Raw genomic sequence first — 11973 nt, 5'->3', positions numbered from 1 at the left:
CTAGTCACATACTTATGTATGCTCCTAGGAATTCACTCATTTTGCCGCCTAGCTGTGATATTGAACTATTTTGAAGATAAAACTTCTCCATATTTCAAACCACAGCGTTGTTGGCTACATTCCTGAATCCTAGTCACATACTTATGTATGCTCCTAGGAATTCACTCATTTTGCCGCCTAGCTGTGATATGAACTATTAAATTCAATTGATAATTAATTCTTCAGCATTCTCAATAATGGAAACATTTCCTTGTCAATATCGCTTAGGGGATCAAGAATGGCGATTTAATCGAGTTGGTAAAGGATAAGATATGGCACAAGGATTTTTTTTACGTGTAGGCGATAAAACAACGTGCGGTGGACAAATTTTAACGGGTGACCAGTCCATGCAATGGTATGGGGTTGCAGGGGCTCGAGAAGGTGATTTAGTCAGCTGTGGTAAGCACTCCGGGTCATATCGAATTCTCGGTGGCGTTAATAATATGTGGCTGGAGGATAGAAAACATGCTGGGTCATTAGAAAGTTTTAGCTCTTGCCCCTGCAAAGCTCGCTTTATACCATCTATTCCTGATAATTATGTGCCATCTAATGGTAATGAATCGTCAGCCTATTCTGAATATCAAAATAACACTAAAGACAATGACGATAGTGATGAACTGACGCATTGGATTGAATGTCTCCTTGTTGATGAACAGGGGAAGCCTTTAGTGGAAATGCCTTACACGTTGAAAGTGGGCAATGATATCGTTAGACACGGTGTAACAAGTGCTAATGGCTATTTTCGGCAAGAAAAATTGCCTCGCACTCGCGCAACACTAACCGCTTCCGCCCAAACGCTCACCGATGAAATGGAAAATCGCCTATTACGAACGTTGAGGGGGGAAGCGCATTCCCTCGTCAAACTGCAGGCAGAAGCTAATGGTTATCACTATCGTTACGCTGTGATTGGTGAGTTATGTGACAAAGCGCCGGATATTGTACGATGGGAGCAAGCGAAATTTGGGCTGCCATATTACCACTTTCCAAAGGAAGATGAATTTAATGGATTAGCATTTAATAATGTGCATTTTAATCAATGTAATGTGATTGAAGTTTGTCCTTTTAGGGCGTGGTCTTTAGTGCTTAACCATACGCCAGATTATGATATGGTCAATGCGTATAATTTAGGGTTAATGTCATTGCTAGTGTATAAAAATGAGGTCATGGTTGACCCCGATGAAGTCGAGGATATGCGTGAATTTATCCAGACACAGGATACGACGACGTCATTTTTCTATCAGCAGTGTTTTGATTTATCCCAAGCCCCCGAAATTAATGATGCTTCAGTTTATCCTGCGATTGTTACCGACGTACCGTTTGGCGCCCGTTATCGCCCGGCTATTTTTTTAGACGTTCAACAAGCCGATGGGGTTGATAAATTCGAGCATGACACGCAAATGTTTTTTGTGGAAAACAATACCCAAATTATTGCCGCATGGCGAGGTACTGCTAGTGCGAGAGATGCACTTACCGATGGAACCTATCGACCTATTCCTTGCCCAGAAAATATTATTTCCGCCGGAAAAGCGAAAGTGCATAAAGGGTTTTTAGAAGGATATCAGTGTATTGAAAAATACTTTCCAACTAAGATTACTGATGTTAAAAATAAGTCTGCAAATAAACAATTATTTATTACCGGACACAGTTTAGGAGGGGCTTTAGCCTTATTACATGCCTCAGAGCTAAGAAATAATAATCCTCTCCTTTATACGTATGGTAGCCCGCGTGTTTTTACCGGCAGCGGCGTTAAAGCGTTATCATCACTCAATCATTTCCGCCATGTTAATGATGCCGATACGGTCACCAGTGTCCCATTTGATACCAATATGGACAATTGGTTATTTGACGCTTATGGACTACTCGGCACGATTTTTGGGTTTAGCTGGACATTAGCAACATTGCCCACAATTCCATTGCAAAAAACGCTTCCCGATATTGGTGAAGTTTACTATCACCATGGTAATACGGTGAGTTTTTTTGAGGCCAGACAAATTGGTGACGAACAATTGCGTAGCCATACTGGCGCAACACTAGGTCATAAACGCTGGCGTATGAATGGGAGTTATAAGTTTTATTTGGTGCCTAGCCTAGCTAATACCTTAGATAAGGGACTGGAAAAAGAACAACAATCTTATGTGCAATCAATCAAAGGGGATACGGATATCATCAATGAAATTTTTCCGCAGTGGAACAACCCAACATTAGATACGATTGTCACCATGGCGACAGACCATTTTATGGGTATTAAGTATCAAGCAATCATTAATAACCAATTGCTCAGTGCATTAGCACCTTTAAAAACACCAATATTGGTCACATCCAGACAACGATTTAGTCAGTTAATCCATCATGAGGATGCTTACAAACTGAATGCTCAACGAAATATGACATTTATTGAACTCGAGAATGTTTTACATAATAGCTTGGCAAAAAATGTCAATCAAAATGAAGCAGTAATACAGGCATTGCTGCGATACAAGGAGAGTACCCATGAAATTTCTTTATCTTAAAACGGCGTTAGTTTCATTATTTAGTCTGTTGATTTTACAGGGATGCGCGAAAAGCCGCTCATTTTCACCGCCATTACATGGAGAGAGTGTTCATTTTGCTGCCACCGTTCCCAATGCATTAGAGGTTTTGCCCATTTCAGCAACTTATCGCTCTAAAATTTGTCGTAAGGAGCGAAGAAACGCTAATGGAGGATCGTACACTATCCCTGGAGTTCATCGAGCTATGTATCCGCTATCAATAGGGCAGCCAAATCAAGTAAAAGTCAGTATTCCTGAATTGGGTGGAGGTCAATGTGATTGGAAACTGAGTAATATAAAGTTTGAAGTGAAACTCAAAGACCCCTCTAAAATAGACCCTTTAATTACTGAAAATTTTGGTGTGGAAGCTACATTCGTATTTGATAATAATGCACCTCAAGTTTTTGATGGTGGGTATGAGAAGAAATCAGGAAATATTAATGAAACATTAATTTTATTTCCTTTAATTAGCGAATTTTTTTTAAATGGATATGTTAAACAATTTAGATTAATAGCAAAAAATGAAACCATAACTTATAAAGTAAAAAATGCGAAAAATATTAATATATTTGTAGATTATAAATCTAGTATGACCAGTTATTTTATTGGTGTGAAAAAGAAAGAGAATGATAAAATGGCAACGCTTATCTATCCTAATGGCAAAAAAGAGTACACCAGAGAAATTTTTCCAGACTACAAAAAACTGCTCGAAATATCAGAATCAAACAATATGAAATAATATATTACTCTCGCTATTTTTACGTCGATAAGCGTCATTTACTATGTTAAACGGGCTAGTTATATTGAAAATAGCCCGTATATTACAATTAAAAATAGTCATATCTGAGACAAATATAGGGATTGGGTGAGCTAATTCATCATGAGAATGCTTACAAACTGAATTCCAATCGAAACACGCACTGTTGCGTTATAGGGAGAGTATCAGTGAAATTTCCGCGTCTTAAATCAGCGCCGTCATTCCAACTGCATTGGAAGCCTTGCCCATTTCTGTCATGTATCGTTTTAAAATTTGTCGTATACAGTTTCTGAGCACGAATCACGCATCAATCAGTCAAACCCCAGCGTTGTTGGCTACATTCCTGAATCCTAGTCACATGCTGATGTATGCTCCTAGATACTTATTTATATTAATCGTCCAAAAAATAACTCAATTACGCTGAGAATTGAATTAGTTAAGCGATAAATTTGAGTTATACTTTAGGCTTCGAAAGTGGCGATATTATTAAATATAGATTAAGGGCTACGATGTTTGGTTATCGTTCAAATGAACCCAAAGTGCGTCTAATTACTGACCGAATGATTATCCGCTTAGCCTATGAGCGTGATAATTATCGACTCGCAGATTATTACATATTAAATAAAGACTTTTTGACGCCATGGGAGCCAACCCGCGACAATTCCCACTTTAACCCCTCAGGATGGAACAATCGACTGCATGCGATGAGCGAAATGCATCGCCAAGGTAGTGCATTTCATTTTCTACTACTCGATAAAGATGAGAATGAAGTTATTGGCGTCGCTAATTTCAGTAATATCTTGCGAGGGTCATTCCATGCCTGCTATCTAGGTTATTCATTGGGTGAAAAATGGCAGGGGCAAGGACTGATGTATGAGGGATTAACCCAAACCATTCGTTATATGCAAAAGCATCAAGGAATGCACCGTATTATGGCGAATTATATGCCTCATAATTTACGCAGTGGAAACCTACTCACTCGCCTTGGTTTTGAACGAGAAGGGTATGCAAAACAGTTTTTGCAAATTAACGGGGAATGGCGGGATCATGTCTTAACCGCGTTGACGGACGATACTTGGAAGCCGACCAAAGCCTAAAAACATTTACCTATCAATCGTAGTCAGTCAGGCTATCCGCTGCTAAACTGCTACGATTGTTTTCTTCTAGTCTAATTATCATGAATTTATTGAAATCCTTAGCCGCGATAAGCTCCATGACTATGATGTCTCGGGTGCTGGGCTTTATCCGCGATGCTATTATTGCCCGAGTATTTGGGGCTGGCGCTTCTGCTGATGCCTTCTTTGTGGCGTTTAAACTCCCTAATTTATTGCGTCGGATTTTTGCTGAGGGGGCTTTTTCTCAAGCCTTTGTTCCCATTTTAGCGGAATATAAAAATCAGCAAGGTGAAGAGGCGACTCGCACGTTTATTGCCTATATTTCAGGGATGCTGACGCTTGCACTCGCGATAGTGACTATCGCTGGGATGCTGGCAGCACCATGGGTGATTTATGTCACTGCACCAGGCTTTACTGATGATGCTGATAAATTTGCGTTAACCACCAATTTATTGCGTGTCACTTTCCCTTATATTTTCTTGATATCATTAGCTTCTCTTGCTGGTGCGATTCTGAATACATGGAACCGTTTCTCTGTTCCCGCATTTGCACCAACGCTATTAAATGTCAGCATGATTTTATTTGCTGCATTTGCTGCTCCATATTTCGATCCTCCGATTATGTCCTTGGCTTGGGCGGTATTAGTTGGCGGACTTTTACAGTTGGTTTATCAACTTCCTCATTTAAAAAAAATTGGCATGCTGGTTTTACCGCGCCTATCTTTCCGTGACAGTGGCGTATGGCGTGTGATGAGAATGATGGGGCCGGCCATTATTGGGGTATCTGTCGCACAAATTTCTTTGATTATTAATACGATTTTCGCCTCTTTTCTTCAATCGGGCTCAGTTTCGTGGATGTATTATGCTGACCGCTTGATGGAGCTCCCATCAGGGGTTTTAGGGGTTGCTCTCGGGACGATTTTATTGCCATCCCTTGCCAAAAGTTTTACTAGCGGTAATCACCAAGAGTATCGTCATTTAATGGATTGGGGATTGCGTTTGTGCTTATTGCTGGCTTTACCATGTGCGGTAGGATTGGCGATTTTATCTGAAGCCTTGACGGTATCTCTGTTCCAATACGGTAATTTTACCGCTCACGATTCATTAATGACGCAATATGCTTTAATGGCGTATTGCGTAGGCTTGACGGGAATGATTTTAGTGAAAATTTTGGCACCTGGTTTTTATTCTCGCCAAAATATTCGAACCCCAGTAAAAATTGCTATTGTGACCTTAATACTGACTCAGCTAATGAACTTAGCGTTTATTGGACCTCTGCAACATGCCGGTTTGGCCTTATCAATTGGTGTGGCAGCCTGTTTCAATGCGGGAGTGCTTTATTGGCAGCTACGCAAACAAGATATTTTCCAACCTTTAGCGGGATGGAAAGGTTTTATTTTTAAATTACTGATTGCGGTTGTTGTTATGGCAGCGGTGTTATTCGGTGTCTTGCACTTTATGCCTGATTGGCAACAAGGCAATATGCTGATGCGTATGTTGCGTTTAATGGGCGTTGTCATCGTTGGGGCTGGTAGTTATTTTATTGCCTTATATTTATTAGGTTTCCGTCCCCGTGATTTTATGAAACGTAGCATCGCGTAATTGATAAACAATCAAACTCCCCCCTCAATAGAGGGGGAGTAGACAACTACTGGTGATAAGCACTTTCACCATGGGACGTTAAATCCAAGCCATCGCATTCCTCTTCAGGGGAAACACGTAATCCCACCAATTTATCCGCCAATTTGAAGGCAATATAGGCCACAACACCCGACCAGATAATGGTAACCACGACGCTAAATAACTGAATAGAGACTTGATGGAGTAAAGTAACGCCTTCTTTATACCCGAGACCGCCGAGTAAAGCAGAAGTAAAGACTCCAGTTAGTAGGCAGCCAATGATGCCGCAAGTTCCGTGAATACCAAAAACATCACAAACGTCATCTGCTTTTAACCAACGTTTTAATGTTACCACTCCCCACAGACCTACCACTCCACCCACGACGCCAATAACAAGCGCACCTATCGGACCTACCGTACCTGCTGCTGGTGTGATAGCGACGAGACCGGATATACAGCCTGAGCAACTACCTAACATAGAAGGCTTCCCACGAACAACCCATTCAGTGAATGTCCACGACAATATTGCACCCGCGGTAGCAATTACGGTATTGATCAAGGCTAGTGCAGCAATATTATTGGCACTACCTGCTGAGCCTGCGTTGAAACCAAACCAGCCCACATACAGCACCGCAGTGCCCATAAAGACCATCGGTAAGTTATGGGGTTTTAAGACTATTTGGCTATAATCGCTTCGTTTGCCTAGCAGATAAGCACCCACCAAAGCCGCGACGGCTGCATTGATGTGGACAACGGTTCCTCCTGCGAAGTCGATAGCGCCGTCATTAGCTAACCAGCCACCTTCGCCCCATACCATATGTGCGATAGGCACGTAGGAAAAGGTAAACCAAATTACCGTAAAGATCAGCAAGGCAGAGAAGCGAATACGTTCACCTAGCGCACCCACGATCAGTGCTACGGTGATCACCGCAAATGAACCTTGGAAGGCGACATGAATATATTGGCTGATCGAGCCAGATAAGTCCTCTAACGACATCGAATTTAGTAAAGTCAGTGAACCACCGCCAAAAAATTTATTGCCAGCGGTGAACGCTAAACTATAACCAAATAGCAGCCATAGAATGATCACGATACTGAAAATAAGCATCACTTGGGTAATCAATGACAATACGTTTTTGCTACGTAATAGCCCGCCATAAAATAGGGCAATTCCGGGGATGGTCATAAAGAAAACCAAAACGGTACAGATTAGCATAAAGGCGTTATCGGCTTTATCCGCGATGACTAGCTCAGAGGCATATGCGGGTAACGCGAAGCTGCTAATAGCTAAGAGTACAAAACTTAACAATCGTCGTTTCATGTTATTTTCTCCCTTATAGAGCGTCTTCGCCAGATTCGCCAGTGCGAATACGGACTGCTTGTAATAATTCGAACACAAACAATTTTCCATCGCCGACTTTGCCTGTTTCGGCTGTATTGGTAATTGCCTCTAGTACGGGCTCAAGTTGGTCGTCGCTAATGGCTAGCTCTATTTTGACTTTAGGCAGAAAATTCACTTCATACTCTGCACCTCGATAAAGTTCAGCATGACCTTTTTGCCTACCATAGCCTTTGACTTCACAGATAGTCATTCCCTGAATACCGAGCTCAGAGAGTGATTCTCGAACATCTTCTAACTTAAATGGCTTAATGATTGCGATAATGTACTTCATAAATCCCCCTGTCTTTTTGTAAAGGCAAAGAGATCAAAGCAAAAGGCGTGCCAAATGTTAATGTCTTGTTATGGCACGAAATAGCGGCGATAAGTGGTCAATTATGTGATGTATCTCACCAAATTAGTGCAATAAACAGCGTGGTTTTTCTTGATGGTGCAAAACAGTGCAGCATGAGGATGGGGTTCAGATGTAAAAAGCCCACTAAAAAAGTGGGCTAATAAGTAGGATGGGAAGAGCAAAAAATTACATTCTTTCGACTGTTTCGATACCTAACGTATCCAAACCTACTTTTAAAGTTTTCTGTGTCAGTAATGCTAGTTTCAGGCGGCTTTGGCGCTGAGCATCATTATCTGCGGACAGAATAGGGCAATGTTCATAGAAGCTAGAGAATAGACCAGCTAAGTCATATAGGTAAGCACACATTACATGTGGGGTACCATCACGGGCTACGGTTAGAATAGTTTCTTCAAACTGCATTAAACGGGTTGCTAGCACGATTTCGTGTGGTGCTTCAAGAACGATTGGCAGGGTTAAATCTGCTTCAGTAATATTCGCTTTTTTGAAGATGGAGGCAACGCGGGTATAGGCATATTGCATATACGGTGCAGTGTTACCTTCAAAGGCGAGCATATTATCCCAATCGAAAATATAGTCTGTCGTCCGGTTTTTAGACAGATCCGCATACTTCACTGCACCAATCCCAACGACATTCGCCAGATTCAATAATTCATCTTCTGGCATGTCAGGATTCTTTTCGCGGATCAGTGTTTGCGCTCGTTCAACTGCTTCATCCAACAAATCAGACAGACGAACAGTACCACCAGAACGCGTTTTGAATGGTTTGCCATCTTTACCTAACATCATGCCAAACATATGGTGCTCAAGCGCCATTGATTCTGGGATGTAACCGGCTTTACGGACGATGGTCCAAGCTTGCATTAAATGTTGATGCTGGCGGGAGTCGATATAATACAGGGAACGATCCGCATGCAGCGTTTCATAACGGTATTTAGCGCAGGCAATATCCGTTGTGGTATAAAGGTAACCGCCATCTTTTTTCTGGACGATAACTCCCATCGGTTCGCCTTCCTTGTTTTTAAATTCATCAAGGAAAACAACGGTAGCACCTTCACTTTCAACGGCTAAACCTTTCGCTTTAAGATCAGCAACAATTCCCGGTAGCATGCTGTTATACAGGCTTTCACCCATCACATCATCTTCAGTTAATGTGACATTTAAGCGGTGATAAGTTTCTTGGTTTTGTTGCATGGTGATGTCGACCAATTTACGCCACATTTTACGGCAGTATTCATCACCAGATTGTAATTTCACTACATAGCCGCGAGCGCGGACGGCGAAATCTTCATCTTCATCATAATGTTTTTTTGCTTCACGGTAGAACGCTTCGAGATCAGCCAGTGCCATATCGCTAGCATCTTCATTCTGGACTTTCTCTAGGTAAGCAATCAGCATACCGAACTGCGTACCCCAGTCACCAACGTGGTTAGCACGGATAACTTTATGGCCTAAAAACTCTTGGGTACGTGCGGCAGCATCACCAATAATGGTCGAGCGTAGGTGGCCGACATGCATCTGTTTTGCAACGTTCGGTGCAGAGTAATCAATGACGATAGTTTCTGGCTTAACTGGCGCGATACCTAGACGATCACTGGTCAACGCTTGTTCTGCATAAGTAGCAACCCAAGTCGGGTCGATAAAAATATTGATGAAACCGGGACCGGCGATTTCAACTTTCGTTGCAATACCTTCAAGATCTAAATGGCTAACAATTTGCTCGGCCAGTTGTCGGGGAGGCATACCCATTTTTTTCGCTGCGCCCATCACACCATTGGCCTGATAGTCACCGAATTGCGCTTTAGCTGATTGACGCACAAGGGCATCACAGCCTTCTGGAGCTCCCGCTGCTAGCATTGCAGCACTCACTTTATCTGAAAGAATAGCCTGAATATTCACCGGATTACCTTAAATAACGAACATAGTTACCACATTGTGCCATCACATGCGCTGAACTAAAAGGTGGAAGAGAAAAATCGGCTGGTTTTATACCATATTTTGGGGGAGTCGTGCTACAGTCGGGGGAGTTTGTTTTCTTTTATTATTATCATTTCACTTGTTCTTAATGAGACAAATGATTTTGGCAGAGTAATTTTTAATGTTAGATTTCGATAAAATTCCCCAGTTGCAAGATCTTCAGCAGGACCTTCCACATTTTGAACGCAAGCTAACCAGTATGGCTCAAGCGTTAAATCTCTCTTTAGCCGATTATTGCATCGATCATATTTCCGTACGTTGTCACCACATTGCAACCGCAGAACGTTGGCATGAAGGGCTCTTGCAATGCGCAGAGTTACTTTCGGATAATCTTATCAATGGGCGCCCAATCCGTTTATATGATTTGAAAAAGCCAATTCAAGTGGTGGGGCAGGATGTTTTTATTATCGAGTTACCATTTCCAAAGGATAAAATCTATCCCCAAGAGAGTTGGGAGCATATCGAAATGGTGATTGAGGTTGAGCCGGAAGTGTTAGAAAAAACAGCGCGATCTCTACTGCCGGAACCTTTGCCAGAAGGCTATTATTGTAAAGTCAGCCAGCCTAAAGGTCAGCAAGAAAGACTACCTAATCCTACATTAGCAGTGACAAATAACCTAATTACTATCAAATATCACCCATTTTCCCTTAGAAACATCGTTGAAAGCGAAAAATAAGTGATGGAATTAACGTTATTGATAATTACTTTTCGTTAACTCACCTACGGTGTGATGTTGCGCAGATAACATTTAACAAAAAGTGGCATATTAGCTGAATCGTTAATCGTAGAGTTATTTTTTGTAGTGACATTATTGGGTATTTTTAAGGAAGTGATCCTTACCACATTTTGGAGGTCTTCATGGCAAAACTGGAAATTTGCTGTTTTGGAATAGAGTGCGCACAAGTGGCTCAAGAATATGGTGCTGACCGTATTGAACTTTGCTCTGGAGCCGCAGATGGCGGGCTCACGCCGAGTTATGGATATTTAAAACTGGCTAGAGAAAAATTGCATATTCCAGTTCACCCGATCATCCGTCCTCGTGGCGGGGATTTTTGCTATAACATGAGCGAGTTCGATGCAATTCGCGAAGATTTGCTGATGATCAAGCAGATGGGGTTTCCCGGTGCGGTGATCGGATTGCTAGACCCTGAAGGGCGTATTGATATCGGAAGGATGCAGATCCTCATGGAAATTGCTGAGGGCATGGAAATCACGTTCCATCGTGCATTTGATATGTGCATTAATCCGTTACTCGCATTAGAGCAACTGAAAAACTTGGGCGTTGCACGTATTTTAACGTCAGGTCAGCAGCAAAGCGCTGAATTGGGTTTACCACTATTGAAAGAGTTGCATGAAAAAAGCCGTGAAATTAATGGTCCCATTATTATGGCTGGAGCAGGGGTTCGCTTAGCGAATTTGACCAAGTTTATGGAGATTGGTTTAACCGAAGTACATAGCTCGGCAGGAAAAACCGTACCATCGAGTATGAACTACCGCAAAGTAGGTGTCACAATGGCATCAAATAGTGAAAGTGATGAGTTTACGCATTATTGTGTGGATGGGTTGACGGTTGAAGCGATGAAAGGCTTTATTTCAATTACAGAAAAAATATCAGCTTAAAGGGTAAATTCAGAATAAAATTGGATGAATTTACGATGGATTAAAATATTCTATTTAATAGTAGGTTTTTACTTGCTTCATATGAAGGTGGGTGTTCTATATGAGAGTTAGGTCACGATTACAAGGCGATATAGTTGTATTTAAATGGTCAGACTTCATAGTCATAGTTTGATTAACCATATAATGAGGTAATGATGTCTAGTAACTATGATTTAATAGCAGAGGCAATTAAAAATAAAAAGCAAATTATTGCTATGTATAAAGGCCATCTAAGGGAAATGTGCCCGCACGTTTTAGGTAGTAAAAATGGTCGAGAACAAGCTCTTTTTTACCAGTTCGGTGGGTATAGCAGTTCAGGAGTTATAATTCCAGGGTCATCAAGTAATTGGCGCTGTATTCAAATTGATGGATTATCAGAAGTTACATTGAGAGATGGTGAATGGCATACCGCGGCTAATCATAGCCAAACTCAAACTTGTGTCGACAGGATTGATATAGAAGTTAATTTCTAAGTTTATTTATCAAAGCGGCTAAGCATTGACTATCATTACTTGGCCGCTTTATGGC

At 41.6% G+C, this 11973-nt stretch carries 10 protein-coding genes; 7 read left to right on the top strand and 3 right to left on the bottom strand.

Annotation, left to right across the window (positions count from 1 at the left end; all coding sequences use genetic code 11):
• The first annotated feature begins 311 nt into the window (after positions 1 to 311).
• From PROVRUST_RS02710 to murJ, 4 genes are all read left to right on the top strand, one after another.
• A complete protein-coding gene (locus tag PROVRUST_RS02710) occupies positions 312 to 2549 on the top strand; it encodes a lipase family protein (RefSeq protein ID WP_006813156.1) in 2238 nt (745 codons plus the stop codon).
• Positions 2530 to 3306 carry a hypothetical protein gene (locus PROVRUST_RS02705; RefSeq protein ID WP_006813155.1) on the top strand — a complete coding sequence of 259 codons (777 nt, stop codon included), beginning with the start codon at positions 2530 to 2532 and terminating at the stop codon, positions 3304 to 3306. Before PROVRUST_RS02710 ends, PROVRUST_RS02705 begins: the two co-directional genes overlap by 20 nt.
• 527 nt (positions 3307 to 3833) lie before the next feature.
• Positions 3834 to 4421 (top strand): ribosomal protein S5-alanine N-acetyltransferase, encoded by a 588-nt coding sequence (gene rimJ / locus PROVRUST_RS02700; protein ID WP_006813154.1) that lies wholly within the window; start codon positions 3834 to 3836, stop codon positions 4419 to 4421.
• 80 nt (positions 4422 to 4501) lie between these two features.
• The gene (gene murJ, locus PROVRUST_RS02695) at positions 4502 to 6040 is read left to right on the top strand and encodes a murein biosynthesis integral membrane protein MurJ (protein WP_039854108.1); all 1539 of its coding nucleotides are present in this window, start codon (positions 4502 to 4504) and stop codon (positions 6038 to 6040) included.
• Between the two features lie 46 nt (positions 6041 to 6086).
• On the opposite strand, the gene amtB is transcribed toward murJ, so the two are convergent.
• The 3 genes from amtB to argS all read right to left on the bottom strand — a co-directional run bounded on the left by amtB (position 6087) and on the right by argS (position 9708).
• Entirely contained in the window at positions 6087 to 7379 is a 1293-nt protein-coding gene (amtB, locus tag PROVRUST_RS02690) for an ammonium transporter AmtB (protein WP_006813152.1), read from the bottom strand.
• Positions 7380 to 7392: 13 nt separating this feature from the next.
• Positions 7393 to 7731: a P-II family nitrogen regulator gene (glnK, locus tag PROVRUST_RS02685; RefSeq protein ID WP_006813151.1), complete on the bottom strand. Its 339-nt coding sequence runs from the start codon at positions 7729 to 7731 to the stop codon at positions 7393 to 7395.
• A gap of 246 nt (positions 7732 to 7977) precedes the next feature.
• On the bottom strand, positions 7978 to 9708 hold the full coding sequence (argS, locus tag PROVRUST_RS02680; RefSeq protein WP_006813149.1) for an arginine--tRNA ligase: 1731 nt from the start codon (positions 9706 to 9708) through the stop codon (positions 7978 to 7980).
• A 199-nt stretch (positions 9709 to 9907) separates the two neighbouring features.
• Between argS and PROVRUST_RS02675 the strand changes: the two genes are divergently transcribed.
• The 3 genes from PROVRUST_RS02675 (at position 9908) to PROVRUST_RS02665 (ending at position 11918) form a co-directional block, all read left to right on the top strand.
• Complete coding sequence (locus tag PROVRUST_RS02675; protein WP_006813148.1) at positions 9908 to 10462, top strand: VOC family protein; 555 nt, start codon at positions 9908 to 9910, stop codon at positions 10460 to 10462.
• A 182-nt stretch (positions 10463 to 10644) separates the two neighbouring features.
• Positions 10645 to 11406, top strand: a complete 762-nt coding sequence (gene cutC, locus PROVRUST_RS02670) for a copper homeostasis protein CutC (protein WP_006813147.1) — start codon at positions 10645 to 10647, stop codon at positions 11404 to 11406.
• Positions 11407 to 11600: 194 nt separating this feature from the next.
• Positions 11601 to 11918 carry a hypothetical protein gene (locus tag PROVRUST_RS02665; RefSeq protein WP_039854107.1) on the top strand — a complete coding sequence of 106 codons (318 nt, stop codon included), beginning with the start codon at positions 11601 to 11603 and terminating at the stop codon, positions 11916 to 11918.
• Positions 11919 to 11973: the final 55 nt, after the last annotated feature.

The sequence above is a fragment of the Providencia rustigianii DSM 4541 genome (assembly GCF_000156395.1).
In the GTDB taxonomy this organism is placed as follows: Bacteria; Pseudomonadota; Gammaproteobacteria; order Enterobacterales; family Enterobacteriaceae; genus Providencia; species Providencia rustigianii.
This window is presented reverse-complemented; position numbering and strand designations above follow the sequence as displayed.

Coding starts and splice junctions, on each gene's coding strand:
- PROVRUST_RS02710 (WP_006813156.1), top strand. CDS start 312: ATGGCACAAGGATTTTTTTTACGTGTAGGCGATAAAACAACGTGCGGT.
- PROVRUST_RS02705 (WP_006813155.1), top strand. CDS start 2,530: ATGAAATTTCTTTATCTTAAAACGGCGTTAGTTTCATTATTTAGTCTG.
- rimJ (WP_006813154.1), top strand. CDS start 3,834: ATGTTTGGTTATCGTTCAAATGAACCCAAAGTGCGTCTAATTACTGAC.
- murJ (WP_039854108.1), top strand. CDS start 4,502: ATGAATTTATTGAAATCCTTAGCCGCGATAAGCTCCATGACTATGATG.
- amtB (WP_006813152.1), bottom strand. CDS start 7,379: ATGAAACGACGATTGTTAAGTTTTGTACTCTTAGCTATTAGCAGCTTC.
- glnK (WP_006813151.1), bottom strand. CDS start 7,731: ATGAAGTACATTATCGCAATCATTAAGCCATTTAAGTTAGAAGATGTT.
- PROVRUST_RS02675 (WP_006813148.1), top strand. CDS start 9,908: ATGTTAGATTTCGATAAAATTCCCCAGTTGCAAGATCTTCAGCAGGAC.
- cutC (WP_006813147.1), top strand. CDS start 10,645: ATGGCAAAACTGGAAATTTGCTGTTTTGGAATAGAGTGCGCACAAGTG.
- PROVRUST_RS02665 (WP_039854107.1), top strand. CDS start 11,601: ATGTCTAGTAACTATGATTTAATAGCAGAGGCAATTAAAAATAAAAAG.